Genomic DNA, 24,656 nt, shown 5'->3' on the forward strand with positions numbered 1-24,656 from the left:
CCGGTTCCCCGCAGCCAGCCACCCGCCTCAGGACCACGGGCCGAGCGGGCCGCATCAGAAACCGGTTTCAGCAGCCGGCGGCCCGAGACCCGGCCGATCCGACGCGGCCGAAGGGCCGCAGCGGCCAGTGCGGCACGCTAGAAACCGGTTCCCCGGCAGCCAGCCGTTCGCCACAGGCCTACAACCGATGCCATAGTCTCTCCAGAAACCGGTTCTCCACCGTGCCTGCGGCTCTTAACCTCGACCGTCGCCTGACGGGCGCACGGCCGGATGACCGCAGTGGCCAGCGCGGCGCGCGCCAGAAACCGGTTCCTCCCAGCCCAACGAGCCCTCAGCGCAAGCGGGCCTCTGTGCAAGCCGCCCTCTGTGCAAGCGGGCTTCTGTGCAAGCGGGCTTCTGAGCAAGCACCACGCGCAAGAAACCGGTTCCCTGCGACCAGCACCAGCCACAGGCCCAAGGCCGAAGCTGGCACGGCCGCACCAGAAACCGGTTTCTCGACAGCCGGCGGGCCCGAGACCCGGCCGATCCGACGCGCGGCCGAAGGGCCGCAGCGGCCAGGCCGGCACGCCAGAAACCGGTTCCCAGCGGCCAACCACCGCCGCAGGAAGGCCCCACGGGCCGGAGCGCGGCCGCGACAGAAACCGGTTTCTCGGCAGCCCTGCAGGCCTAGTCCCGGCTGTCCGGCGATCGGCCGGACAGCTCCTCCACGAGCTTCAGCAGCGCTGAGTGGTCCAGTCCGCCGTCGCCGCGGGCGACGAGGGCGGCTACGAGTTGGGAGACCAGCGCGCCCAGCGGGGTCACCACGCCTGCCTCTCGGGCGGCGGACTGCACGATTCCCAGGTCCTTGTGGTGCAGCTCCAGCCGGAATCCCGGCTCGAACCGTCGGGCCAGCATGGCCGCTGCCTTGCGGTCGAGGATCGCGTTGCCGGCGAGGCCACCTGCGAGCACACGCACCGCGGCCTCGGTGTCGACGCCCTGGGCTTCGAGGAACACGATCGACTCGGCGACGAGCTCGATCGTGCCAGCCACGATGAGCTGGTTCGCCGCCTTCACGGTTTGGCCGGCGCCGGCCGGGCCGACGTGGACGATCGTCTTGCCAACGGCGTCGAAGACCGGCTGGGCCGCCTCGAACGCGTCGGCGGCGCCGCCGACCATAATCGACAGCGCTCCGTCAATTGCACCTTGCTCGCCACCGCTGACCGGAGCGTCCAGTACGCGCAGGCCACGCTCGCCGCCGTCGGCGGCCAGCCGTGCAGACACGTCGGGGCGGATCGTGCTCATGTCGATGACCAGCGTGCCCTCGGCCGCGTGCGCGAACACCCCGTCCGAGCCGAGCATGACCGCCTCGACGTCCGGTGAGTCCGGCAACATCGTCACCACGACCGATGCCCCGGCCACCGCCTCCGCGATGCTCGAAGCCCCGCGCCCGCCGCCCGACGACACGAACCGCTCGATCTTCTCCGCGCTCCGGTTGTAGCCCACCACGTCGAACCCGGCCGCGACGAGGTTCCGCGCCATCGGCAACCCCATGATGCCGAGTCCGATGAATCCCACCGTTGTCATGCCGACCGCCCCTTCTCCAACCAGGCCAGGCTTTCCGTCGTGTTCCCCGTGCTCGGCTTGTACTCCAGCGAGACCCACCCGGCATAGCCCGCCCGCTGCAGCGATCCGAGGTAACGGTCCAGGTCGATCTCGCCGCTGCCGGGCTCACCTCGCCCGGGCGCGTCGGCGATCTGCACGTGCGCAACCCGATCCGCGTACGAAGCGACAACCGCGTCCAGGTCGTCGCCGTTCACATACAGGTGATAGAGGTCGCAAAGCAAGCCCGCACTCGGCGACCCCACCCGGTCGAGCACACCAACCGCGTCCGCCGCCGTACGCAACGGATACGGCTTCGGCCCGCTCACCGGCTCGACCAGCACCGTGCCGCCGATCCGTCCCGCCGCCGCGGCCGCCAGCCGCAGGTTCGCCACCGCCAGATCGTCTTGTTCGTAAGGCGAAACGCCGTCGAGCCGCACGCCGTACAACGCGTTGAACGCCCGGCACCCCAGCTGCTCGCCGATCCCCACAGTGACGTCGACGTTGTCCCGGAACTCACCGAGCCGCCCCGGAACCGACACCATCCCGAGATCCGCCCCGGCCAGGTCACCGGCAGCGAAGTTCAACCCCACCAGCGAGACGCCCGCGTCACGTACCGAACGTACGAACGCGTCCACCTCGCCGTCCGGAGGCACGGGCGAGTCCGGCCACGGCCACCAGAACTCCACAGCATCGAACCCCGCCGCCTTCGCGGCCGCCGGCCGTTCGAGCAACGGCAGCTCGGTGAACAGGATCGAACAGTTGACGGCGTATCGCAGCGTGTGCCCCTGAGTCATCGACGAAACACTTTCCTCTCGACCTCGTGCGCGTACAGCCAGTCCCAGTCATAGGTGACTCCCAGCCCTGGACCAGAAGGCACCGCCACGCACCCGTCGGCGCCCACCGCCGACGCCTCTTCACCGTAGCCGTCGGCGTAGACCGGTGGGTGCAGTGGATTCCCGCTGTCCGGATCCAGCAGCCCGAGCTCGTAGTAGTTGGTGTTACGGATCGCCGCCATGCAGTGCCGCTGCGCGGGCCCGGACGCATGCACCTCCACGTCGATGCCCAGCCCTTCGGCGACATGCGCGGTCTTCATCACGCCGGTGATGCCCATGTCGAGCTCTGGATCGGCACGCAGCATGTCGGTTCCGCCCTGCAGGGCAACGGCTGTGCGCAGCTCCAGTCCACGCACGAACTCCGTCAACAGCAACGGTGTCTTCACCTTCTCCCGCAGGATCTTGTGCCCGAACGGAGCGTCGCCGCGCATCGGGTCCTCCCACCAGAACGCCTCCACCTCGTCACAGGCCCGCCCGAGCGCGAGCGCGTCCGCGACCGTACGCAACGAGTTTCCGGGATCGGTCATCACGTGGGTACGACCGGCCGAGCCCTCCGCGGCCGCGCGCAACGCCGCGATCTCGTCGCGCGCCGAACCGTTGGCGGGCCCGTGCAGCTTGAAGCCGGGGATCCCCGCGTCGGCGCACCAGGCCGCGAAGTCGCGATAGGTGTCCGGCCCGGCGAGCGAGCCGAGCCCGCGGCCAGCGGTGACCGTGCTCGCGTACGCCGGCAACCGGTCGCGGAACCGCCCGAGCAGCGAGGCGATCGGCAGTCCGGCAGCCTTGCCCGCCGCGTCCCACAACGCGATGTCGATCGCGCCGGCACCGATCCGGTCGGTCTTCGCCAGCGAGGCGTTGGCCTGGTCCCAGATCCGTTCCCGCTCGAAGATGTCGCGTCCGAGGATCGCCTGCGCCTCCGCCGCGACCTGCGCGATCGCGTACGGCGGGGCACTCCACAGCACGACGTAGTTGCCCTCGAGCCCGTCACCGGTCCGGACGCGGACCGCGAACCGTCGCGTCGTCCGGCACGGCACCACCTCGTCACGCAGGCGGTTTCCCCTGCTGTCATAGCCGAACCGCACGGTGTGGTCGAACTCCAACAGCTCGACCTCCTCGATGCCGGGCATCCGTGTTCTCCCTCTTCTAGGTCCTACTTCAGGCCGGTCGTCGCGATGCCCTGGGTCAGCGCCTTCTGGGCCAGCAGAAAGACCGCGAACACCGGCAGCAGGGTCACGATCGACATCGCGAACAGCGCGCCGTAGTTGCTGAGCCCAGTGGAGTCCTGGAACGCGCTGAGCCCGATCGGCACGGTGTACTTCTCCGGACTGTTGAGGTAGAGCAGCGGTGTGAAGAAGTCGTTCCACGTCCAGATGAACGTGAACACCGCCGTCACGCCGATCGCCGGCAGGCACAGCGGCAGGATCACGCTCCAGAACGTACGCAGCGGCCCGGCGCCGTCGATCGCCGCCGCGTCGTCGAGGCTGGTCGGCAGCCCGCGGATGAACTGCACCATCAGGAACACGAAGAACGACTCCACGCCGAGAAACTTCGGCAGGATCAGCGGGACATAGGTGTCGACCAGTCCGAAGTGGTTGAAGATGATGTACTGCGGCACGATCGTGACGTGGAACGGCAGCATGATGGTCGCGAGCATCACCGCGAACATCGCCCGCCGGAAGCGGAATCGCAGGCGGGCGAAGGCGTACGCCGCGAGCGTGCACGAGATCAGGTTGCCCGCGATACACAGCGCGGCGACGAGCATCGAGTTGAACATGAACCGGCCGAACGGCACGCCGAGGGAGTTCCAGCCCTCGACGTAGTTGTCCAGTGAGAGCCCGCCGCCACCGCCGCCGGAGGCGAAGATCTCGTTGTTGGGCAGGAACGACCGGGTCAGCATCCAGACCAGCGGATAGACCATGACCGCGGCGAACCCGATCAGCAACAGGTGCTTCCAACCGCTGCGCAGCACCCACAGCCCGGCACCTCTACGTCTCATAGTGCACCCAGTACTTCGACACGGCGAAGTTGAGCGCCGTGAACAGGCCGATCACGACGAACAGCACCCAGGCCAGCGCGCTGGCGTACCCCATCTCGAACTTCTGGAAGCCGGACTGGAAGAGATAGAGCGTGTAGAACAACGTCGAGTTCGACGGCCCGCCAGAGCCGGACGAGATGATGTAGGCCGGGGTGAACGCCTGGAACGATCCGATCAGCTGCAGCACCAGGTTGAAGAAGATGACCGGGCTCAGCAGCGGCAGCACGACCGACCAGAACCGCCTCACCGCGCTGGCGCCGTCGACCTTCGCGGCCTCGATCAGTTCCTCCGGGATCTGCCGCAGGCCGGCCAGGAAGATGACCATCGGCGAGCCGAACGTCCAGACGTTGAGAATCATCAACGTGTCAAGGGCATGCGCCGGCTCGGAGATCCACGATCCCATCTGGATGCCGAACCTGCCGGCGAGCTGTGGCAGCAGGCCGTCGCTGGCGAACAGCTGCCGCCACAGCACCGCGACCGCGACGCTGCCGCCGAGCAGCGAAGGCAGGTAGTAGATCGAGCGATAGATCGCCAACCCGCGCACGCCGCGGTTGAGCGTCACGGCGATCAGCAACGCGAACACCAGCTGCAGCGGCACGGAGACGAACACGTACTTCGCGGTCACGACCGCCGATGCCACGAAGCTGGGGTCGCTGACCATCCGTTGATAGTTGGCGAGGCCCACCCACGCCGGCGATCCGCCGAGCTGATAGGTGGTGAACGACAGGTACAGCGACACGACCATCGGCGCCAGCGTGATCAGCAGCACGCCGAGGAACCACGGCAGCAGGAAGAGGTACGCCACCAGGGACCGCCGGCCCACGGGCGCCCGGCCGGCCGCCGACGACGGCGCGCGGACCGTCTGGCCCGTAACGGTCATCGGCGCGTCCCTTTCGGTGTCGTGCGTGTCGTGCGTGTCGTGCGTGTCGTGTGTGTCGTGCGGCTCGTGCAGTTGGTGCGGAGCCGGCGTGGCTCAGCTGGGCGGTTGCGGCTGCCAGTACTTCTCCTGCCCCTCCCATTCGCGCAACCCCTCGCGGACCGCCTCGAGGCGTTCCATCGTGGCGCCGTCGTAGTGGCCGAGCGAGAGCCCGTCACAGCCGGAGTCGACCGCCGCCTTCACACTCGCCCGCAACGTCTCGGGCGTCGCGTTCGGCCGGACTCCCAGTGCGGCCAGGAGTTTCTGGTCCTCGCGCAACGCCCGCCGCGCCTTCATCAGCTTGGCCCGTTTGATGGCCACGCCTTCGTCCGTGCCGTGCTGGTCGGAGTAGTCCGACTCGCGTACGGAGTCGACGTACTCGAACGCCGCCTTGAAATCGAGCCCGGCACGTTCGGGCGCCGCCATGTAGGTGTTGTAGCGGAGCTCCACATCCCTGCCGGCCGACTTCACCGCCTCGCGTACGTGCGCGAACAGCTCTGTCACCGAACGCTTGCGGAACCGCAGCCACGTCATGAACGCGTCGTTCTCGATCAGCATGGCCGACTCGGTCCAGCGCGACTCGTCGAGCAACTGCCTTTCGTGCAACGCTTCCAGGCCGTCGTGCGTCGACAGCCTGGCCAGGTGGCCGACCTCGGCGACCATGCCGTTCCAGTCCAAGCCCTCTCGCTCGGCCTTGGCCTTACAGGCGTCGCAGAAGCAGCCACCGGTCGAGACACCGAGCAACTCGTGCCAGGCCTGCGGTCCGGCCGAGTGCATCCGTCCGCCGTCCCGGCCGGCGCCGAACAGCACCAGGCAGGTCTGCACGTAGTCGACGTCGTAGTTGACGGCCAGGTCGGTGAACAACCCGACGATGTACTCCTGCACGTCCGGGTGGTTGAGGCAGGGCAACGCCCGCCGGGCCTCCACGGCCTCGAACGCGCCGACGATGTTGCCGCGCACGTCCCGCTGCAGGACGTCCGGATAGTTCTCGCGTGCGTACTCCGCGTCGACGATCGTGTGCGAGATCTCGCAGCCGGTCCGCATCCCGCGCTCGCGGGCCGCGTCGATCAGGACCTGCAGCCAGTCCTGGCCCTCGAGGAAGTCGCGCGACGACGTGAGCGGCTTGATCCGCCCGTAGTGCTTGGCGTTCGGCTTCCAGTACGCCCGGCTGTCCTCCGGCACGTAGTAGCGGCGCACGGGGTTGTGCGGGTAGAACCGCGCGTGCAGCGGCCGCTTCTCCTTGTGCATCATGCCGACCAGGTACGCCGAGTTGACCTCGGCCCGGGCGGCCAACACGTCGAGGCAGTGGCCGGCACCCTCGTCCGCGAGGTCCCAGGCGTAAAGGCTGGCGGCGATCTCGTCGAGGGGCATGAGGATCCTCTACTTCTGCTGGAGCTTGGCGCGCAGGTCACCGAAGATCAGGTCGACGGTCTGCGGGATCGTCGCCTTGCCGTACGCGAGGTTCTCCAGCGCCTTGGTCATCTCGTCCTGGAACGCCCCGGCAGTCGGCCGTGACTGTGGTACGGGCTTGGACTTCGTGCTCGCTTCGAAACCGATGTATTTCAGGAACGGCCGTTCGGCGTCGGTGACCGCCGGCTCGATCGCGTCCCGGATCCTCTGCGTCGGCGGACCACCGATCGTCGTGCCGATCACCTTCGCCCGCTCGACATCGTTCAGCAGGAAGTTCGCGAACTTCAGCGCGGCCTCCGGATGTTTGGTGTTCGCCGCGACCCCGAGCAGGTTCGCGTCCAGCGCGACGTTGGCGTTGCCGGCGCCGCCGTTGCCGGGCACCGGCATCAGCACCAGTGGGAACTTCGCGAGCCCGCTGAGCTCGAGCAGCTGGTTGGAGTTGCGCATGTGGAAGGCCGACAGCCCGCGAATCATCGGCGCGCCTTCGAAATAGGGGTTCTGCTCCAGCGCGAGGGCCGGTGGGACCGCGGCCTTGCTGTCCCGCAGACGCTTCCAGTACCCCAGCCACTCGGTCAGCAGGTCCCGTGTGAAGCCCAGGTCGCCGTTCTCGCTCCACAGGTCCTGGCCGTGCTGGCGAGCGTACGCACGGAAGAAGTTGCCGGCGCCGGCGTAGTTCGGGTCGTCCGTGCCGTAGAACTTGCCGCCCTTGGCCTGGTGGATACGTATGCAGTACTCGGCGTACTCGTCCCAGGTGTAGGCGTCGGGATACTGCTTGACCGGGATGCCCACCTCGTCGAGCACGTCCTTGCGCGCGAACAGCCCGACGGACTGCAGGCCGTGCGTGAGGGCGTACTGCTTCCCGTCGACGATGCCCGGCGCGAGCACCGGCTTGGTGAACCCGTCGACCGCGATGCCGCCGGACTTGCCGAGGTGCGGTGTGAGGTCCATGAGGTGCTTCTCGGCGGCCATCTGCGGCAGCAGGTTGCCGAGCACCCACAGCACGTCGGGCAGGTTGCGCCCGGCCATCGCGACGGTCGTCTTGGTCTCGATCGCGTCGATCGCGCCGAACTCCGGTCGGACCTGGATGCTGGGGTTCTGCTTGGTGAACAGACGGCAGGCTTGCTGGAACCGCTTAACGCGGTCGTCCGAGCCCCAGAACATGAAGCGCAGCGTGGCCGAGCCGCCGCCCGAACCCGTCCCTGATCCGCACGCGCCGAGGCCGGAGGCCGCGAGGCCGAGCGTTCCGCCCAGCTGTAGTAACCGACGACGAGACAAACCGCTCATGTGTGCCGACATTGCGGTACCTCTCACCCGGATGGGTTTTCCTGCTTGCCATCCTTCCTCCGCAAACTTGTCTGTCAAGATTTCCGGAACGACAAGTTGGCAGGATGGACAGAACTGGTCAGCCCGGGGTGATGGCGTACCGCGCCGGCGGTTCCGTTCCGGCGAGGTGCCGGACGAAGTAGTCCCAGCGCCGGCGGACGAAGTACGGATCGCCGCCGAAGCCGTGCGGTCGGTTGGGCAGGATCAGCAGGTCGAAGTCCTGGTTGGCCTCGATCAGCGCGTTGACGACGGCCAGCGTGGAGGCGACGTGAACGTTCTCGTCCATCTCGCCGTGTGCCAACAGCAGCTTGCCGCGCAGGTCGCCGGCGTGGGCGGGGTTGGCCTGCTCGGCGTAGTGCTCGCCGACCGGCAGGCCCATGTAGCGCTCGATCCACCACGCCTTGTCGAGCCGGTGGTCGTGGTTGCCGGCCGAGGAGACCCCGACTTGGTAGAACTCCGGATGCGCGAACATCGCCCGGCACGACGCGTAACCGCCGGCCGAGTGGCCGTAGATGCCCACGCGGTCCAGGTCGAGCCAGGGCCGCGTCTCAGCCAGCTCACGCAACGCGGAGATGTGGTCGGGCAGGCCGGCGTCCGCGAGGTTGCGATACGCCACGTCGCGGTACTCCTTCGAGCGGTACGGCATGCCGAGCCCGTCGACCATCACCACGGCGAAACCCAGCTCGGCGATCGCTTGCGCCTGCCAGAAGCTCTCGCCGATCTCGGCGAGCGAGACCGGCGCCCGGTTCATCTGCGGACCGCCGTAGATGGCGTCGACGACGGGATACCGCTGGCCCGGGTCGAACGTGGAGGGTCTGATCAGGATGCCGGCGACGTCTGTGTGGCCGTCGCGCCTTGGCGAGGAAGCGTTCCGGGAAGCTCCAGCCGGCCTCCAGCAGGTCGTCCAGGTCGGCGATCTCGAGCGGAACGGTGGTTTCGCCTTCCACACTTCGGAGTTCGGTGACCGGCGCTGTGTCCATCCGCGCCCGGGTCGTCACGAAGAACCGGCCGCTCGGCGCGAACGTAACGGTGTGGCTGCCCGCCTCCGGCGTGAGCAGGACGGGCTCGCCGCCGTCGAGCGAGACGCGGTAGAGCAGCCGTTCGTACGGGTCGCGGCCGGGTTCGCGGCCGACGCCGAGCACGTAGGCGTGCCGCGCTGCTTCGTCGACATGTACGACGTCGGCCACCGCCCACTCGCCGGACGTCAGCTGCCGGATCGGCTTGCCCGTCTCGCCCGGCCCACCGGCACAGAGATAGAGGTGGGCCCAGCCGTCGCGCTGGGAGTACCACAGGACCTCGGCGCCGTCGCCCAGCACGCGCACGCACGGCGTGGAGCCGACGGTAATGCCCGGGTCGACCGGTGTCTCGTCCGCCTCCTCGACGACGACGCGGGTCGCGCCCGTCTCGGCGTCGATGGCGTACAGCACCAGCTTGCGGAAGCCTCTCTCGGTGCGTAGCACGTAGCACCGCGAGCCGTCTTCGCTCCACCAGATCGCGCGGCCGCGGCCGGCTTCGGCGTCGATCGGCAGCGGCGTGCCGTAGTAGAGCCGCTCCAGCGGCGGCACGCCGACCTCGACGCGCCGGCCGGTCTCGGCATCGAAGATCAGCAGCTCCGCGTGCGCGACGTTCTCCTCGCCAGGCAGCGGATAGACGTAGCTGAAGCTCTTCGGCCGGGTCGAGCCGTCGGTCGGCACCGACTGGACGAGCGTGAACCTGCCGGCGTCCCGCGCGTCGATCCGGTGCGTGAGCAGGCGCTTTCCGTCGGGCGACCACAGCACCGCGGGGCCAGGCTTCGGCCATGGCCTGCCCGCCTTGATGCCCGCGGGCGGCAACGGCGACGGCAGAGCGGTCGCGTAGTCGCGGTTGGCCTCGCCGTCGTGGGTGAGCCGCGTCTCCGCGCCGGTCGCGGTGGTACGTATCCACAGATCGTGGTCGCGCACGAACGCGGCCCGGTCCCGCGCCGGCGACCACAGCTCGCCCGGATCGTCAACACTGCCTTGCACACATTGGTAGGACCCCAGCTCGCAGCGCCAGCGCTTCCCGAACGCATCGAACCCGACCGCCTCGCCACCGCCGGTGAACGTGAGATCGCCGAACGGCAGCGCACTCGCGTCGACGGACTCACCGCCGGCGGCGGCCAGCGCGGCAGCCAGCCGGGTGTGGTCGAACGCCTCCTGCTTCGTTCCAGCGTCCGGATCGACCAGCACGAACCGCTTGCCGTCGCGCGTCTGGACGGAGTACCAGAACCGGTCGCCGTCGCCCGTCCAGTGCGGCTCGATGCTCGTCGCGAACAGGCGCTTGCTCACATGCCAGGGCAGGTAGCTCTCGGCCCGTTCGTAGTCGGACGTCGCGACCATCAGTCCTCCAGAAAAGTGACGGTTTCGGCAAGCGGTGCGCGGTCGATCCGGACCTCGCACGCGTCATCGGCCTCGAATCCGATCGACAGCCCACCGATCAATACGAGCCGGCTCGGCGCCGGGACAATCGCATTGACCGTCTCGCGATAGACCGACCACGCCATCTGCGGGCAACTGTGCAGTCCTTCCGCGCGTAGCAGCAACATGACGGTCTGCAGGTACATGCCGAGGTCGACCCACTGCGCCGCTCCCAGCCGGCGGTCGATGTAGCACAGCAGAACGGTCGGCGCACCGAAGCCGTTCCAGTTCTCGGCGATCGCCTGCCGCCGAGCATCGCGATCCGAACGTGGGATGCCCAGAGCGTTGAACCGTTGCGCCGCAGCCGCCGATCTGCGCTCGTCGTACGGCGACGGCAGGCTGGACGGATACATGTCGTACTCGCGCACGTCGCCGGGATCGCCGGCCGCCACCCGTTCGGCCGTACGCTTCTTCAGCTCCGAGAGTGGGGCACCGGTCACGACATAGGCGTTCCAGGGTTGGAGATTCGCCCCGGACGGTGCCCGCGCCGCCGCTGCGAGCACGCGCTCCAGCACGTCCCGCGGCACCTCCCGATCGGAGAACGCGCGCACAGCCCGCCGGCTCGCGACCGCCGTGTATATCTCCACACCACCAGCTCCTGCCGTCTCGTAACCCCCGAGGGAATGACGGCCGGTTTCGGAGAAAGGTGACCGTGCGGGAGCAGGAGCTCCACTGGGCTAGATGCTGTCCGGTGACGGGTACCAGCCCTTCAACAGCGGCTCCAGCTTCGGCTTCAGCTGGTCGAGCACTTCCTTGGCCGGCGCCTTGTTGGTGCTGATCTGTTGCAGCGCAGGAGTCAGCACCTCGTCGATCGACGGCATGTTCTTCAGCACCTGGCTGTAGTCGCGCACGGCGTGGTTCATCCGGTAGTCGACAGCCGCGGTCTTGTACTCCGGTGGGTGGGCGTCGTTCTTGGTCCAGGAATCGATGTTGGACGCGTTGTCGTAGTACTTCGACTCGACCGGCATCCACAGGCCCTGCTTGAACAGGTCGCTGTTCTTCCCGTCGACGCTGAACGCGTAGAGTTCGATCGCCTGCTCCAGGTGCTTGGTCGAGCCCGCGAGGATCCGGCAACTGCCGGCCTGCATGGTCGTCGGCTCCTGGTACGACGGCAGCACGCCGATGCCGTAGTCGAGATCGCTCTTGGCCATGTCGAGCAGCACCCACTGCCCGTCGAACGCCATCGCGACCCGGCGAGTCTGCAACTGGACAGTCGTGGTCGGCGTGTTGCTGCCTTCGCCGCCGGCACCGAGCTGCGACGGGCTCGGAGCGACCCGGTGCTTGAAGATCAGGTCCTGCAGGTTCTGGAAGACCTCGACGCACTCCGGGCTGTTCAGCGTGTACTTCGTACCGGTCTGGTCCACGATGTCGCCGCCGTTGCTGCGGACGAGCGGATACCACGTCCACTGCGTGTCCATCTGCGCGGAAACGCCGAACTGCTTGACGTTTCCGGCGTCGAAGCCAGACTCGCTGGGGCGCTTGCCGTTACGATCGCGGGTGAGCTGGTCGGCGTTCTCGACCATGGTGTCCCAGGACCAGGCCTTCGCGGCCTCGGCCGGCGGCAGCTCGACGCCTGCGTCGGCGAAGATCGGCTTGTTGTACCAAAGCAGGCTGATCTCGGCGGCGGCCGGCGTGCCGGCCACCTTCTTGTCGCCGTACCAGAAGAAGTTGTCGGGCTTCCGGTCGGACAGCTGCGGATACTTCTTGATGTACGGATAGATGTTGACGAGCTTGCCCTGCTCGGCAAGGCGGTAGGCCGTCGGCGCGTCCATGTAGGCAACGTCCGGCAGCCGGTTGCTCGCGATGAGCGTGTTCACCTTGGTGGCGTAGTCGCCTGGTACGTGGATCGGCTGCACGGTCGTACCCTTGTGCGAGCTCTCGAAGTCCTTCAGCATCTTCTCGATCGCGGTCTTCTCGAACGCCGATCCCCAGTACATGAACTGCAGCCTGGAACCGTTACCACCACCGCTGCTGGTCGGCTGACCCGCGCAGGCGGTGAGCCCAGGTATCGTGGCCGCGGCTGCCACACCGCCGAGGCGAAACACATCCCGGCGAGTCAACCGCGGTGACGACCCGCTGAATCGTGTTGACATGGACAAATCCTGTCGACCTCGACGCCGTTCGGATAGGTCCAATTCAGCGCCCGTGGTATGGCGGATGATTGGATGGTTCACCATGGCAACCGATTCGCGACCGATCATCCTGGTGATCGGCGACCCGCTCGTCTCCGCCGCGACGATCGCGGCGCCGTTGCACCAACGCCTGGCCGGCGACTACGACATCGTCGAGCACGAGTGGGCCATCAGCCTGGACGAGCTGGTGAACGTCAACCGTACGGTCGAACAGCGCGGCCCGAACGCCGTCACGGTCGCTGACCTGCCCGACGTGGGCTTCGACCGGGTGGCCGGCGTGGTCACGCAGTTCCATCCGCTGACGTCCGGCATGCTCGACCGCTGGCCGGCGCTCTCGTTCGCCGCCACCCTGCGGGCGGGGGTCGAGAACATCGACACGGCGGCGCTCGACCGCCAAGGTGTCGCGCTGGTCAACAACGCGGGCCGCAACGCCAACGCGGTCGCGGAGTTCATGGTCGCGGCGACGCTCGGGTTGCTGCGGCGAATCGGCGAGAACCACCACTACGTACGCCGTGGCGACTGGCGGCCGCCGGAGCCGGCCGAGGGCTATCAGGAGCTGGCCGGCAAGACGGTCGGGCTGGTCGGCTTCGGTGCGATCGGCTCCCTGGTCACCCGCCGGCTGTCCGGTTTCGACCTGCGGTTCCTGGTGAGCGATCCGTTCGCCGACCTGTCCGGCCGTGCCGACGTGACGGCGGCCGAGCTCGACGAGTTGCTGGCGGCTTCCGACGTCGTGTCGGTGCACGCCCGGCTGACGCCGGAGACGCACCACCTGATCGGTGCCCGAGAGCTCGACCTGCTGCAGCCGCACGCCGTGCTCGTCAACACCGCCCGGGCCGAACTGGTGGACGAGACAGCGCTGGTGGAGCGGCTGGCCGACGGGCGGATCGCCGGCGCGGCCCTGGACGTGTTCAGCGTCGAGCCGTTGCCCGCCGACCATCCGCTGCGCACGATGCCGACGGTCGCGTTGTCGCCGCACCTGGCCGGCGCGACCGCACAGGCGAGCAGCCGGGCGCCCGAGCTGCTGGCGAGCCGGATCGCCGCTCTACTGGCCGATCGCTGAGCTTCGCAGGAAGGTCTGGGAGACCTGCAGGCCTTCCTCGATCGAGGCCCGGCTCTCCTCGTCGACGCACAGCGTCGTCCCGGGATCGAGCGCCGACAACGCTTCGAGGATCGGAGCGAAGTCGACAGTTCCCTGCCCCAGCAGGCGAAACTCGCCGTCGGCGAAGTCCTTGAGGTGGATGTTGTCGATGACCGGTGCGAGGTCGCGCAGCAACCCGGCGATGTCGAACACCTGCGACTTCATCAGGTGCCCGGTGTCGACGGTCAGCGCCACCGCGCCATCGGCGACGGCGTCGAAGAACACGTCGAAGTCCGGCCGGTGCATCACAGGCTGGTTCGTGTGGTGGTGCAGGGAAAGCCGCACACCCTGGTCGGCGGCTTCCTTGCCCAGTTGGGAAAGCTCGCCCGCGAACCGTACGAGGTCGGCGTTGGTCAGGCCGTCGCGCGATACGTCGTGACACAGCACGACGCGCTTGGATCCGACCGCCGCCGCGAACTGGAACAGCTGCCGCAGCCGCGCCGTGCCGTCGGCGTCGAGCGGGCTCATCGTGATCAGCGACTCGACGTGGGCCGGGTCGTCACCCCACCGCTCCTGGAACTTCGCCGGCTCGGCGAGGAACGGTGAGTACTGATTGGCCTTCAGCTGCAGTCCGTCGTACCCAGCCTGCTGGTAGCGCTCGAACAACAGCCGCTGAGCGGCTTCGTCCCTTGTGGGCTTGGAGAAGGCGCGTTTCACCAGGTGATCCCTTCGACCAGCTCGACCGGCGTACGTTCGGCCGCCGAACGGTACGCCGCGTCCAGCAGCGCGACCGTCCTCAGATTGTCCCGGCCGCTGTTCGGCGGCTCCTCGCCGGTCTCGATGGCGGTCAGCAGCCGGTCGAGGCTGTTGAACATCGACTCGTTGTAGCGGTCGCCGGCGTACGGATTGGGGACTGTCTCCTCGGTGCCGTCGGGCATGGCGACGACCGCCTTGCCGTAGTCGAGCCGCAGAGTTCCGCGCTCGCCGAACACCAGCGTCTCGACGCGTTTCACACTGCTGGAGAAGCTCTGCACGTAGGAGACCGGCGTCTCACCGAAGTGGATCTGCACGAACCCGTCGGTCTCGCCGGCGCACTCGATCGCGGGTGAGGAGTACGTGCGTGCCGACAGCCAGGTCGCCTCCTTGCCGAGCAGCACGCGGAAGCCGTCGAACCAGTGGATGCCCATCACCGACAGCGCGTGCCGCTGCTGGTCGAGCCGCCAGCCCTTGTCCTGGCGGAACATCAGGTCCTGATGGTCGATACCGATCACGTCACCGATCCGGCCTTCGACGATCAGCCGGCGGCCGAGGCCGATGGAGTACTGGTCGCGAAAGTTCTGGTTGACAGCCAGTACGACGCCGGCCTGTTCGCAGGTGTCGACGATCTTCCGGGCGTCGGCGATGTTGTCCGAAAGCGGCTTCTCGACCAGGATGTGCTTTCCGGCCGCCGCGAGCTCGGCGACGGCGACCCCGCGTACGTTGCTGGGCGTGCCGACGACCGCGACCTCCCAGCCACCGTGGTCGATCAGCTCGCCGATCGAACCGAACGTGTGCGGCACGCCGTAGGTCTCGCGGGCCCACTGCTGCCGCTCGGGCAACGGGTCGCACGCGGCCACGATCTCGACGCGTTCGGGATGGGCCGTGTGCGCGGCGAAGTGCCGCTTCGAGATGCCGCCGCAGCCGACGACGGCGATCCGGTGGACTGACATGGGCGCTCCTTCTAGGTCGCGTTGACGACCTGGCGGTCGGCCGTCGAGAACGTGATCAGGAAGATCGCCTGCTCCGTGCCGATGTTCTCCGCGTTGTGCACGGTCCCCTTGGGGATCGAGATCGTGTCGCCCGCCGACATCTCGAAGTACTCGTCGCCGAGCCGGTGCCGGATCGTTCCCTGCAGGACGTGCAGGACCTCGTCGCAGTTCGGGTGGTAGTGCGAGTGGTTGGCCTGGCCGGGTTCGATCGTGCAGCGGCCGACCGTCAACACGTCGGAGTTGCCGAGCGCGCCGGACACGAACCAGTCGAGCCGGCCCCAGGGGAAGTCCTCGGAAACGTTGTCCTTGGCGCGGGCAAGTCGGTCTGAGCTCATGTATCAATACAATGTCACACCTTATTGAGCCGGGCGACGGCCAATTCGGTGCCAATGGTCGGCTTGCGGAAGGAACCCCGGACCTCATGGTGAGCACCAGACCCGAACTCGTCGGCGACCTCGGCATGGTCGCAAGCACGCACTGGCTGGCTTCGGCCACCGGGATGAGCGTGCTCGAACGTGGTGGGAACGCTGCGGACGCCGCCGCGGCCGCCGCGTTCGTCCTGCAGATCGTCGAGCCGCACCTGAACGGGCCTGGTGGGGACGTGCCGATCCTGCTGTCGGACGGTCGGCGCGCCGGCGCGGGCACCGACGGAGTTTCGGTGATCTGCGGGCAGGGCGTGGCGCCGCGGTCGGCCACGATCGACCACTTCGAAGAGCTTGGGCTCGACCTGGTGCCGGGAACCGGTTTCTTGCCCGCGGTCGTGCCGGGAGCGTTCGGTGCCTGGACACTGCTGGTCGAGAACTGGGGCAGCTGGCCGCTGCGGGACATCCTCGAGCCCGCGGTTCACCTGGCCGAACACGGACATCCCGTGCTGCCGCGGGTCTCGGCGGCTCTCGGCACGGTGGAGGAGCTGTTCCGTACGGAATGGCCGACCTCGGCCGCCACCTGGCTGCCGGACGGGCGGGTGCCGAAGCCGAACGAGCGCTTCCGCAACCCGGTGCTGGCCGCGACGTACCGGCGGGTCGTCGCCGAGGCCGAGGCGGCTTCGGGCGATCGGGCCGGGCAGCTGCGCGCGGCCCGCGACGTTTGGTACCGCGGCTTCGTCGCCGAGGCGATCGGCTCGTTCTTCGGCGGCAACGAGGTGATGGACACGTCGGGGCGGCGGCATGCCGGGCTACTGACCGCGCAGGACCTGGCCGACTGGGAGCCGGCGGTCGAGCGGCCGTGCACGTACGACTACGGGCGCTACACCGTGTGCAAGGCCGGGCCGTGGAGCCAGGGACCGGTCTTCCTGCAGCAGCTGGCGTTGCTGGCGCAGACCGATCTGGCGTCCGCGGAGGTGTCGTCGCCGGAGTGGGTGCACACGATCGTGGAGTCGAGCAAGCTGGCGTTCGCCGACCGGGAGGCGTGGTACGGCGACCCGCGGTTCACCGACGTTCCGCTGGGCGAGTTGCTGGATCCGGCGTACAACGCGGAGCGGGCGCGGCTGATCGACGGCGCTGCCGCGTCGCTGGAGGATCTTCCGGGGCGCCCGGGCGGGCGTGAGCCGGTCATGCCGATCCGGAGACTGCTCGACGAGTCGGGTGCGGTGGTCGCGGCCGGCAGCGGCGAGCCGACGGTCGCGCCCAACGGGGAGACCCGAGGCGACACCTGCCACCTCGATGTCGTCGACCGCGACGGCCTGATGATCTCCGCGACACCGAGCGGCGGCTGGTTCCAGGCCTCGCCGACGGTGCCCGGCCTGGGCTTCTGCGTGACGACGCGCGGGCAGATGTTCTGGCTGGAGCGCGGGCTGCCGAACAGCCTCCGCCCCGGCGCCCGCCCGCGTACGACGCTCACGCCGTCGCTCGCCCTGCGGGACGGCGAGCCGTGGCTCGCGTTCGGCACACCGGGTGGCGACATGCAGGACCAGTGGTCGCTGCACTTCTTCCTCAACGTGGTGCACGGCGGGCTCAACCTGCAGCAGGCGATCGACCTGCCGGAGTTCCACTCGCTGCACATGGCGACGTCGTTCTATCCGCGTACCTCCGAGCCGGGCCACCTGCTGGTCGAGGACCGCCTCGGAGACGCGGCGGTCGCCGGCCTCCGCGGCCGCGGCCACCGCGTCACCGTGAGTGGACCGTGGACGCTCGGCCACACCAGCGCGGTGGCAAGGGACGAGGGCTGGCTCAAGGCCGGCGCCAACCCGCGCGGAGCCCAGGGCTACGCCGCCGGTCGCTGACCTCGCCGAGCAACCGTGGTCATTTACGGCGCGGCCCAGGCCCGCCACACGTCGACGAGGCGGTCGACGCCGGCGGCGACCTCTTCGAGCGGCGCGGCGAAGGCGACCCGCAGGTAGCCGTCGAGCTCGTCGCGGCAGCTGAACGTCGGGCCGGCCAGGACGTCGACACCGGCCCGGCCCGCTCGTTCGGCGAAGGCCGTCGCCGAGCAGCCGGATGGCAGCTCGACCCACAACGAGGCGCCGCCGGCCGGCACCAACGGCCGCCACTCCGGCAGGCCGGCCGCGAGCTTCGCCAGTACGAGCTCGCGGACCGCGCCGAGTGACGTGCGCCGGTACGCACGCGCCTCATCGGTCCGCGCCAGCAGCCGCGTCGTGACGACCTGGGCGGGAAGCGAGGTGCCGAGGTCCTCCGCACCCTTCACGATCGTCAGCTGGTCGACCAGCTCCGCGTCCGCCCGCACCCATCCGACCCGCAGGCCGCCCCAGAAGCCCTTGCTCGCCGAGCCGATCGTCAGCACCTGGCCGCCGTACGTCGCAAGTGGTGGCGGCAGCGTTCCGTCGACCAGGCAGTCCGCCGGTGCCGCGTCGTCGATGACCGGCAGATCGTAGGTACCGGAAATTGCGGCTACCGCAGATCGCGCCCCCGGCGGAAGCACGGAACCGGTCGGGTTGTGCACCGAGGTCTGCAGCAGCGCGAGCACCGGCCGGTGCCGCCGGACCGCGGCCTCGAACGCAGGCACCTCGACCCCCGAAACACCGCTCGGTACGCAGACCAGGCTCGCGCCGGCCGCCCGCAGCACCTCGATCGCGCCCCGGAACGTCGGCTCCTCGACGATCACGGTTCGCCCCGGCTCGAGCAGCGCCTCGGCCAGCAGCCGGGTCGCCTGCTGCGCACCCGACGTCACCAGAATCTGCGAAGCGTCGGTCGGTAAACCCTGGTCGGCGTAGTAGCCGGCGATCGCCGACCGCAGCGCCGGCAGCCCGCCCGGCACGTACCCGTGCGAGTCCAGCAACTCCGTAAAGTCGCCACCCGACAGCCGCGACAGCTCCTCGGCCACCAGCGGAACCCCCGGCAGAGCCGCGCTGCGCAGGTCGATCCGGCTCGCCGCGTGGGCCTGGGCGAACGACCGCAGCCGGTCGTCGCCGCGCGCGGTCGCGTGCCCGGCCGACGCCGACACGAACGTACCCGCGCCCGTCCGGCTCACCAGCACACCGTCGCCACGCAGGACGTCGAACGCCTGCCCGATCGTCGTCCGGGCGACGCCGAGCGCCGCGGCCAACTCCCTCTCGGAGGGCAGCCGAGCGCCGGCCGGCAGCGCGCCGGTACGCACGAGCTGCCGGATCGTCTCGGCCAGCCGAGTGCTCATCCCGCCGGGCCGATCCGCCCAGTCGTCGAGCAGCCGGGTGAGCCGGGCCGCGCCGAAGTAGGCCACCGGCGCCCAATTGGATCTGGCCCTGGACGCCCTCATCTTGTTGATTATGGTCCGGGTAGACCGGGGCTAGGAGCGAAAGGCGGGTTGTCCCATGGCCACTGTTGCACTCCTCGGCACACTCGACACGAAGGGTGTGGAGTACGCCTTCGTCCGTGACCGGCTGCGGGCGGCCGGCGTGGAAGCGCTGGTTATCGACACCGGAGTGCTCGGCGAGCCCGGGTTCGAGCCGGACGTCACCCGTGCCGAGGTCGCCGCGGCGGCCGGCGCCGACCTGGCCGCGCTCAGGACGGCCGAGGACCGGGGCGCCGCGGTCACCGCGATGGCAGCCGGCGCCGCGAGCGTGCTGGCGCAGCTGCACGCCGACGGCCGGGTCGACGGCGCGCTGGCACTCGGCGGCACGGGCGGCACGTCGATCGCCGCCGAGGCGTTCCGCCGGCTGCCACTCGGCGTACCGAAGCTGATCGTGTCGACAGCGGCATCCGGCGACACGCGTGCGTACGTCGGCGAGACCGATCTCGTGCTGTTCCCGAGTGTGACGGACGTCGCGGGCGTCAACCGGCTCAGCGCGCGGATCCTGGCGAATGCGGCAGCCGCAATCTGCGGCATGGTCACCGCGCCGCCACCGGATGCCGCGGCGACCGGAGGCGGCGGGTCCGACCGGCCGCTCGTCGCGGCCAGCATGTTCGGCGTCACGACACCGTGCGTCACGCAGGCCCGGCAGCGCCTGGAAGAGACCGGCTACGAGGTGCTGGTGTTCCACATGACCGGCGTCGGCGGGCGCACGCTCGAGCAGCTCGCCGCCGACGGCTGGCTGGCCGGCGTCCTCGACGTCACCACGACCGAGCTCGCCGACGAGCTCGTCGGCGGTGTCTTCTCGGCGGGCAGCGGCCGGCTCACGGCCGCCGGCCAGGCCGGCATCCCCCAGGTCGTCTCGGTCGGTGCGCTCGACATGGTGAACTTCGGGCCGCGCGAGACTGTGCCCGCGGAGTTCGAGGGGCGGAACCTCTACGTCCACAACCCCAGCGTCACGTTGATGCGGACAACGCCAGAGGAGTGCGCCGAACTGGGCAAACGCCTGGCCCAACGGGTGTCGGCCACCACCGGCCCGGCCACGGTCTTCCTGCCGCTGCGCGGCGTGTCCGCGATTGCAGTCGAGGGCGGCCCGTTCCACGACCCGGCCGCCGACGCCGCGCTCTTCGACGCGATCCGCTCCAACCTGGACCGGTCCGCGGTCGACCTGGTCGAGCTGGACCTCGACGTGAACGACCCGGCGTTCGCGAACGCGATGGTCGACCAGCTGCACGCGTACATCAGCAAGCACACCAGGACAGGGGTCAAGTAGATGAGCCGTATCGCCCGAGCCGTCATCCTCGCGGGCCTGCGCAAGAAGGTCGACGCAGGTCAGCCGATCGTCGGCGGTGGCGCCGGCACCGGGCTGTCGGCGAAGTGCGAGGAGGCCGGCGGCATCGACCTGATCGTGCTGTACAACTCCGGCCGCTACCGCATGGCCGGGCGCGGCTCGCTGGCCGGGCTGCTGGCGTACGGCAACGCCAACGAGATCGTCGTCGAGATGGCGAGCGAGGTGCTGCCGGTCGTCGAGCACACACCGGTGCTGGCGGGCGTCAACGGCACCGACCCGTTCTACGACCCCGATGTCTTCCTGCCCGAGCTCGGCCGCCTCGGCTTTTCCGGTGTGCAGAACTTCCCGACCGTCGGCCTGATCGACGGGACGTTCCGCGCCAACCTCGAGGAGACCGGCATGGGCTACGCGCACGAGGTCGACCTGATCCGGCGCGCGCACGCCTTCGACCTGCTGACCACGCCGTACGTCTTCTCGGCCGCCGACGCCGAGGCGATGGCCGGGGCCGGCGCCGACATCATCGTGTGCCACTTCGGCCTGACCACAGGCGGTGCGATCGGCGCGGAGACCGCTCGCACCCTCGACGATTGCGTCGAACTGGCCACCGAATGGTCGGCCGCGGCCCGGGCGGTGCGCCCCGAGGTACTCGTCCTGTGTCATGGTGGTCCAGTCGCCGAGCCTGGTGACGCTGCGTATGTACTGGAACGTGCACAGGGCGTTCACGGTTTCTACGGCGCGTCGTCCATGGAGCGGCTGCCCGTCGAGCGAGCGATCACCGAGCAGGTACGAGCCTTCGTCGATCTGCCTTTGTCAGGTGACGGAAACGTGGGCTAGGCGGTAACGTAAATACGGTCTTATCGGAATCTGGCCAGATCTGTACCGATTTGGTCATGATTTGGCTCGGGTTACGGTAAGTAGAGGCGGCCCAGCCGATCGCCGTCGTAGGTCGAAGCGCGCAGCGTGTGCGCATGGAGTAGCTGATGTATGTCGATATGCGCCCACATCTGGAAAGCCTTAGGGAGCAACTCACCGCCGCTGGTTTCACTGTCGATCCTGTGCGTGACAACACCGAGCTCGGCCAGCTGAGCTTCGTGATCCGTGCACAGGGCACGCTCGATCGCACCGTGTGGTGCGAGATGCAAGAGGACCAGCTGTGCTTTCGCTGGCAACCCTCTACGGTCGACCCGATCGCGCCGGCCGACGACGTCGACGCAGCCGTCCGGGTGATCCGGGGCTACCTGGAGGTCGTCGCCGACTGATCTCTCCCTGGGTGGTCAGCCACCGATCGCGTCGTGTGGGAAGGCCTCGGCGGTCAACGTACGGCCGGGACGCATCCGCGGCGCGATCGGCATCACCATCTTCTGCCGCTCCGGCGTGAGCCGGGCGATCAACTCCTCCGACGGGATGTAGTTCATCCGGTGCGCCAGCAGATGCGGCGCATATCGGTAGATCAACACCCGCCGCTCACCCGGGTTGGTCCGCGGCATCGACCCGTGACAGATCCCGTCGGTGAACATCAGCGCATCACCCGCACGCAGATGCACTTCCTGCATGCCGATCGCCCTGTCACCGCCGTTGCCCGCACCCCAGTCACGCTGCGGATGATCATCGGCCGCCTTGTGACTGCCGGGCACCACCGTCGTCGCTCCGTCGCCGGGCCCGATGTCGGTGAGTGCCATCAGGACGTTGATCTGGCCGACCGCCCAGCTGCCGTTCTGCCAGCGGAACAGCCCGGTGAAGCGGACGTTGTTGCCGCCGGAGTGGATCGGGATGTATCCGCCGCGGCGGCGGATGTTGAGGAACGTCTCGTCGGTACGCACACCGTGGTCACCGTGCGCGATGTACCGGCGTACCTCGTCGATCCATGACGGATTGTCGATCAGCTCCTCGAAGACCGGCCCGCCCTCGATCACGTTCTGAAAGTTGACGCCGTCCGCGGAGCCGTACGTGTGCACCTCGACGTCGCCGATCCAGTCGCCTGGCCGCAGGGCGTCGAGGTCCTTGTCGTCTACCCAGTCGTTCAGGCGGGTGACCTGATCCGGGCTGAGTGCGCCGCGCAGCACCCGGAAGCCGTTGACGTCGAACAGGTAGTCGCGCTCCTGCCGGCTGAGCGCTTCGCCGCTGGGCGATTCCACATCGGCCTTGGCCACAATGGTCATTTGGTAACCTCCGTACGAGAGCGGGCGTCGCGGTTGTGTCAACAGAGTGACAAGGTTTGCCGGAGGGCGCATTACCGTTCGTTCGAGATTTATTGCATCTGGTCAGGTGAGCCTCTTGACTGCACTGGTGGCCGAGGACCTGCGGCTCGCGCCCGACCGCGACGGTTGGACGAGCCTCCACCAGGCGTGGGCGATGCCCCCGATGGGCCGGCACCACCGGCACGACGAGCTCGAGGTCAACCTGGTCGTGCAGGGGTGGGCGGAGTACCTCGTGTCCGGCCGGCGGGTGCGCTTTCCGCCGCAGGGACTTGGATGGCTGCTGCCGCACCAGCCGCACCGGCTGATCGACCAGTCCGCCGACCTGCGGATGTGGATCGGGGTGTTCCGGCCGCGGCTCGTCCTCGCCGACGCCGGCGACGTGAGCCCGCCGCGTGCGTGGCTCGGCGAGGCGCCGCCCGCGGACGAGGCGCTGGCCAGGGTGGTCACCAAGGCCGAGGCGCGCGAGCTGGCCAGGGTCTTCGAGCAGCTCCTCGCCCCCCGCGTCTCGGCGCGACGGCACCGGATCGGCCTGGCGTGGTTGCTGTCGGAGTGCTGGCGCACGCACCAGAACGCCGACGCGCTCGCCACCGGCGACCACCTGCACCCGGCCGTCGAGACGGCGGCGCGCTGGCTGTACGACCACGCGAGCGAGTCCGAAGCCAACGACCTCGACGCACTGGCGGCACGGTGCCAGGTCAGCCGGCCATGGCTCTCCACGTTGTTCCAGCAGCAACTCGGCGAGTCGATGACGGACTTCCGTAACAAGCAACGCCTGCAGCGCTTTCGCGAGCTGATCGCCCAGCCGAAACCGGTTTCCATGACGGCGGCGAGCTTCGCGGCGGGGTTCGGCAGCTACGCCCAGTGCTACCGCACGGTCCGCCGATATACCGGCAGGTCTCCACGGGACCTGCTCGATGACCGGACCTGAGCGCGGGTTCCATGCCGGGCTCCACACCGGCGGCCTGCTCGAGCGGGTGTTCGTCTGCCACGCCGCCTGCTCGCCGGGGGTTTCGTCGGTCCGGCTTGAGCCGCCGCTCCGGATGCGGCTACGGCTACGGCTTGCGGGCGACCGCGCAGTAGAGCGCGTGGGACGCGTCGTCGTCGGCTTCTTCGGGGTTGTCGGCACCCCAGAGGCCTCCGAAGGTGAGCTCGCGTGGGGCGCCGGTGTACGGAGGCACGATCTCCAGGCCCTCGAAGAACCGCGATACCTCGGCCTTGGTCCGGTTCCGCGGCTGCTCGTTCGCGTTCTTGTACAGGTCTTCGATCCCCGTCGTCGCCTTCTGCCCCCAGCCGTCGGTCGTGCTGTGCGAGATTGCGAGGTAGCTGCCCGACGGCAGCGCGTCCACGTACTCCGCCACGATCCGCCACGGCTCGGCGTCGTCCTGGACGAAGTGCAGGATCGCGGTGAGCATCAGCGCGACCGGCCGATCGAAGTCGATCGCCTCGCGCAACTGTGCGTTGCCGAGAATGCCCTGCGGCTCGCGCAGGTCACCCTGGATGAAGAGGGTGTTCTCGGCGCCGGCCAGCAACGAGTTCGCGTACGCCGCCACCATCGGGTCGATGTCGACGTAGACGACGTGGGAGCCGGGAGCGATCGAGTGGACGACCTCATGGGTGTTGTTCTGCGTCGGTAAGCCGGAGCCGATGTCGACGAACTGCCGTACGCCGGCCTCCTCGGCGAGCCACCGCGCCGCCCGCTGGTGGAAGCCGCGGTTGCCCCAGGCCCACTGCACGATGTCGGGGAACAGCCGCTTCATGTGCTCGACGGCCTGCCGGTCGACCTCGAAGTTGTGCGTGCCACCCAGCAGAGCGTCATACACCCGCGCGACGCTCATCCGGTTCGGGTCGACACCGTCAGGGACACCTTGCTCGCTCATGCCACTCCACGCCTCGCCAAAGGTAATGCCTTAGTAAAGCACGAGCCGCTGATGATCGGAGCTGCTCGCCGGTTCAGGC

At 68.8% G+C, this 24,656-nt stretch carries 23 protein-coding genes; 6 read left to right on the top strand and 17 right to left on the bottom strand.

The window, feature by feature from the left end; genetic code table 11:
• Positions 1-666: 666 nt before the first annotated feature.
• The 11 genes from ACYVF6_RS37365 to ACYVF6_RS37415 all read right to left on the bottom strand — a co-directional run bounded on the left by ACYVF6_RS37365 (position 667) and on the right by ACYVF6_RS37415 (position 12,467).
• Positions 667-1,563 carry an NAD(P)-dependent oxidoreductase gene (locus ACYVF6_RS37365; protein ID WP_460528623.1) on the bottom strand — a complete coding sequence of 299 codons (897 nt, stop codon included), beginning with the start codon at positions 1,561-1,563 and terminating at the stop codon, positions 667-669.
• A complete protein-coding gene (locus ACYVF6_RS37370) occupies positions 1,560-2,375 on the bottom strand; it encodes a hydroxypyruvate isomerase family protein (RefSeq protein ID WP_460528625.1) in 816 nt (271 codons plus the stop codon). Before ACYVF6_RS37370 ends, ACYVF6_RS37365 begins: the two co-directional genes overlap by 4 nt.
• On the bottom strand, positions 2,372-3,538 hold the full coding sequence (locus ACYVF6_RS37375; RefSeq protein WP_460528627.1) for an enolase-like domain-containing protein: 1,167 nt from the start codon (positions 3,536-3,538) through the stop codon (positions 2,372-2,374). The genes ACYVF6_RS37370 and ACYVF6_RS37375 overlap by 4 nt, the downstream gene beginning before the upstream one ends.
• Before the next feature lie 23 nt (positions 3,539-3,561).
• On the bottom strand, positions 3,562-4,407 hold the full coding sequence (locus tag ACYVF6_RS37380; protein ID WP_460528629.1) for a carbohydrate ABC transporter permease: 846 nt from the start codon (positions 4,405-4,407) through the stop codon (positions 3,562-3,564).
• Positions 4,397-5,326 carry a carbohydrate ABC transporter permease gene (locus tag ACYVF6_RS37385; RefSeq protein WP_460528631.1) on the bottom strand — a complete coding sequence of 310 codons (930 nt, stop codon included), beginning with the start codon at positions 5,324-5,326 and terminating at the stop codon, positions 4,397-4,399. Before ACYVF6_RS37385 ends, ACYVF6_RS37380 begins: the two co-directional genes overlap by 11 nt.
• Positions 5,327-5,419: 93 nt before the next feature.
• Positions 5,420-6,733 carry a hypothetical protein gene (locus ACYVF6_RS37390; RefSeq protein ID WP_460528633.1) on the bottom strand — a complete coding sequence of 438 codons (1,314 nt, stop codon included), beginning with the start codon at positions 6,731-6,733 and terminating at the stop codon, positions 5,420-5,422.
• Positions 6,734-6,742: 9 nt separating this feature from the next.
• On the bottom strand, positions 6,743-8,056 hold the full coding sequence (locus tag ACYVF6_RS37395; protein ID WP_460528635.1) for an ABC transporter substrate-binding protein: 1,314 nt from the start codon (positions 8,054-8,056) through the stop codon (positions 6,743-6,745).
• Between the two features lie 118 nt (positions 8,057-8,174).
• Positions 8,175-8,759 (bottom strand): alpha/beta hydrolase family protein, encoded by a 585-nt coding sequence (locus ACYVF6_RS37400; RefSeq protein WP_460528691.1) that lies wholly within the window; start codon positions 8,757-8,759, stop codon positions 8,175-8,177.
• Positions 8,653-10,452, bottom strand: a complete 1,800-nt coding sequence (locus tag ACYVF6_RS37405; protein ID WP_460528637.1) for a beta-propeller domain-containing protein — start codon at positions 10,450-10,452, stop codon at positions 8,653-8,655. The genes ACYVF6_RS37400 and ACYVF6_RS37405 overlap by 107 nt, the downstream gene beginning before the upstream one ends.
• Positions 10,452-11,117, bottom strand: coding sequence for a nitroreductase (locus ACYVF6_RS37410; protein WP_460528639.1), 666 nt, complete (start codon positions 11,115-11,117; stop codon positions 10,452-10,454). Before ACYVF6_RS37410 ends, ACYVF6_RS37405 begins: the two co-directional genes overlap by 1 nt.
• A gap of 90 nt (positions 11,118-11,207) precedes the next feature.
• Positions 11,208-12,467 carry an ABC transporter substrate-binding protein gene (locus tag ACYVF6_RS37415; RefSeq protein WP_460528641.1) on the bottom strand — a complete coding sequence of 420 codons (1,260 nt, stop codon included), beginning with the start codon at positions 12,465-12,467 and terminating at the stop codon, positions 11,208-11,210.
• 238 nt (positions 12,468-12,705) lie between these two features.
• On the opposite strand from ACYVF6_RS37415, the gene ACYVF6_RS37420 reads away from it, so the two are divergent.
• Positions 12,706-13,722, top strand: coding sequence for a Rossmann-fold NAD(P)-binding domain-containing protein (locus ACYVF6_RS37420; protein WP_460528643.1), 1,017 nt, complete (start codon positions 12,706-12,708; stop codon positions 13,720-13,722).
• Here ACYVF6_RS37420 and ACYVF6_RS37425 read toward each other — a convergent pair.
• The 3 genes from ACYVF6_RS37425 to ACYVF6_RS37435 are packed head-to-tail and all read right to left on the bottom strand — an operon-like array spanning position 13,705 to position 15,823.
• Complete coding sequence (locus ACYVF6_RS37425) at positions 13,705-14,457, bottom strand: sugar phosphate isomerase/epimerase family protein (protein ID WP_460528645.1); 753 nt, start codon at positions 14,455-14,457, stop codon at positions 13,705-13,707. The two genes, ACYVF6_RS37420 and ACYVF6_RS37425, sit on opposite strands and share 18 nt — an antisense overlap.
• Positions 14,454-15,449 (bottom strand): Gfo/Idh/MocA family protein, encoded by a 996-nt coding sequence (locus ACYVF6_RS37430; protein WP_460528647.1) that lies wholly within the window; start codon positions 15,447-15,449, stop codon positions 14,454-14,456. The genes ACYVF6_RS37425 and ACYVF6_RS37430 overlap by 4 nt, the downstream gene beginning before the upstream one ends.
• 11 nt (positions 15,450-15,460) lie before the next feature.
• The gene (locus ACYVF6_RS37435; RefSeq protein ID WP_460528649.1) at positions 15,461-15,823 is read right to left on the bottom strand and encodes a cupin domain-containing protein; all 363 of its coding nucleotides are present in this window, start codon (positions 15,821-15,823) and stop codon (positions 15,461-15,463) included.
• Positions 15,824-15,909: 86 nt separating this feature from the next.
• Between ACYVF6_RS37435 and ACYVF6_RS37440 the strand changes: the two genes are divergently transcribed.
• Positions 15,910-17,709: a gamma-glutamyltransferase family protein gene (locus tag ACYVF6_RS37440; protein WP_460528651.1), complete on the top strand. Its 1,800-nt coding sequence runs from the start codon at positions 15,910-15,912 to the stop codon at positions 17,707-17,709.
• 23 nt (positions 17,710-17,732) lie between these two features.
• On the opposite strand, the gene ACYVF6_RS37445 is transcribed toward ACYVF6_RS37440, so the two are convergent.
• On the bottom strand, positions 17,733-19,178 hold the full coding sequence (locus ACYVF6_RS37445; protein WP_460528653.1) for an aminotransferase-like domain-containing protein: 1,446 nt from the start codon (positions 19,176-19,178) through the stop codon (positions 17,733-17,735).
• A 55-nt stretch (positions 19,179-19,233) separates the two neighbouring features.
• Between ACYVF6_RS37445 and ACYVF6_RS37450 the strand changes: the two genes are divergently transcribed.
• The 3 genes from ACYVF6_RS37450 (at position 19,234) to ACYVF6_RS37460 (ending at position 21,761) form a co-directional block, all read left to right on the top strand.
• Positions 19,234-20,484, top strand: coding sequence for a Tm-1-like ATP-binding domain-containing protein (locus ACYVF6_RS37450; RefSeq protein ID WP_460528656.1), 1,251 nt, complete (start codon positions 19,234-19,236; stop codon positions 20,482-20,484).
• On the top strand, positions 20,485-21,336 hold the full coding sequence (locus tag ACYVF6_RS37455; RefSeq protein ID WP_460528658.1) for a phosphoenolpyruvate hydrolase family protein: 852 nt from the start codon (positions 20,485-20,487) through the stop codon (positions 21,334-21,336).
• Between the two features lie 221 nt (positions 21,337-21,557).
• Positions 21,558-21,761, top strand: a complete 204-nt coding sequence (locus tag ACYVF6_RS37460) for a hypothetical protein (protein WP_460528660.1) — start codon at positions 21,558-21,560, stop codon at positions 21,759-21,761.
• Between the two features lie 15 nt (positions 21,762-21,776).
• On the opposite strand, the gene ACYVF6_RS37465 is transcribed toward ACYVF6_RS37460, so the two are convergent.
• Positions 21,777-22,661, bottom strand: a complete 885-nt coding sequence (locus tag ACYVF6_RS37465) for a phytanoyl-CoA dioxygenase family protein (RefSeq protein WP_460528662.1) — start codon at positions 22,659-22,661, stop codon at positions 21,777-21,779.
• A gap of 115 nt (positions 22,662-22,776) precedes the next feature.
• On the opposite strand from ACYVF6_RS37465, the gene ACYVF6_RS37470 reads away from it, so the two are divergent.
• Positions 22,777-23,628, top strand: coding sequence for an AraC family transcriptional regulator (locus ACYVF6_RS37470; protein WP_460528664.1), 852 nt, complete (start codon positions 22,777-22,779; stop codon positions 23,626-23,628).
• Between the two features lie 124 nt (positions 23,629-23,752).
• Here the strand turns inward: ACYVF6_RS37470 and ACYVF6_RS37475 are convergent, their stop codons facing one another.
• Positions 23,753-24,577 carry a class I SAM-dependent methyltransferase gene (locus ACYVF6_RS37475; RefSeq protein ID WP_460528666.1) on the bottom strand — a complete coding sequence of 275 codons (825 nt, stop codon included), beginning with the start codon at positions 24,575-24,577 and terminating at the stop codon, positions 23,753-23,755.
• Positions 24,578-24,656: the final 79 nt, after the last annotated feature.

This window comes from Flindersiella endophytica, assembly GCF_054779015.1.

What these genes read in the sequence shown, in the direction of transcription:
- ACYVF6_RS37475 (WP_460528666.1), bottom strand. Translation starts at nt 24,577, where the DNA reads ATGAGCGAGCAAGGTGTCCCTGACGGTGTCGACCCGAACCGGATGAGC.
- ACYVF6_RS37440 (WP_460528651.1), top strand. Translation starts at nt 15,910, where the DNA reads ATGGTGAGCACCAGACCCGAACTCGTCGGCGACCTCGGCATGGTCGCA.
- ACYVF6_RS37390 (WP_460528633.1), bottom strand. Translation starts at nt 6,733, where the DNA reads ATGCCCCTCGACGAGATCGCCGCCAGCCTTTACGCCTGGGACCTCGCG.
- ACYVF6_RS37380 (WP_460528629.1), bottom strand. Translation starts at nt 4,407, where the DNA reads ATGAGACGTAGAGGTGCCGGGCTGTGGGTGCTGCGCAGCGGTTGGAAG.
- ACYVF6_RS37465 (WP_460528662.1), bottom strand. Translation starts at nt 22,661, where the DNA reads ATGACCATTGTGGCCAAGGCCGATGTGGAATCGCCCAGCGGCGAAGCG.
- ACYVF6_RS37430 (WP_460528647.1), bottom strand. Translation starts at nt 15,449, where the DNA reads ATGTCAGTCCACCGGATCGCCGTCGTCGGCTGCGGCGGCATCTCGAAG.
- ACYVF6_RS37395 (WP_460528635.1), bottom strand. Translation starts at nt 8,056, where the DNA reads ATGAGCGGTTTGTCTCGTCGTCGGTTACTACAGCTGGGCGGAACGCTC.
- ACYVF6_RS37435 (WP_460528649.1), bottom strand. Translation starts at nt 15,823, where the DNA reads ATGAGCTCAGACCGACTTGCCCGCGCCAAGGACAACGTTTCCGAGGAC.
- ACYVF6_RS37385 (WP_460528631.1), bottom strand. Translation starts at nt 5,326, where the DNA reads ATGACCGTTACGGGCCAGACGGTCCGCGCGCCGTCGTCGGCGGCCGGC.
- ACYVF6_RS37420 (WP_460528643.1), top strand. Translation starts at nt 12,706, where the DNA reads ATGGCAACCGATTCGCGACCGATCATCCTGGTGATCGGCGACCCGCTC.
- ACYVF6_RS37370 (WP_460528625.1), bottom strand. Translation starts at nt 2,375, where the DNA reads ATGACTCAGGGGCACACGCTGCGATACGCCGTCAACTGTTCGATCCTG.
- ACYVF6_RS37450 (WP_460528656.1), top strand. Translation starts at nt 19,234, where the DNA reads ATGGCCACTGTTGCACTCCTCGGCACACTCGACACGAAGGGTGTGGAG.
- ACYVF6_RS37365 (WP_460528623.1), bottom strand. Translation starts at nt 1,563, where the DNA reads ATGACAACGGTGGGATTCATCGGACTCGGCATCATGGGGTTGCCGATG.
- ACYVF6_RS37405 (WP_460528637.1), bottom strand. Translation starts at nt 10,452, where the DNA reads ATGGTCGCGACGTCCGACTACGAACGGGCCGAGAGCTACCTGCCCTGG.
- ACYVF6_RS37455 (WP_460528658.1), top strand. Translation starts at nt 20,485, where the DNA reads ATGAGCCGTATCGCCCGAGCCGTCATCCTCGCGGGCCTGCGCAAGAAG.
- ACYVF6_RS37415 (WP_460528641.1), bottom strand. Translation starts at nt 12,467, where the DNA reads ATGTACTGGGGATCGGCGTTCGAGAAGACCGCGATCGAGAAGATGCTG.
- ACYVF6_RS37375 (WP_460528627.1), bottom strand. Translation starts at nt 3,538, where the DNA reads ATGCCCGGCATCGAGGAGGTCGAGCTGTTGGAGTTCGACCACACCGTG.
- ACYVF6_RS37445 (WP_460528653.1), bottom strand. Translation starts at nt 19,178, where the DNA reads ATGAGGGCGTCCAGGGCCAGATCCAATTGGGCGCCGGTGGCCTACTTC.
- ACYVF6_RS37400 (WP_460528691.1), bottom strand. Translation starts at nt 8,759, where the DNA reads ATGGTCGACGGGCTCGGCATGCCGTACCGCTCGAAGGAGTACCGCGAC.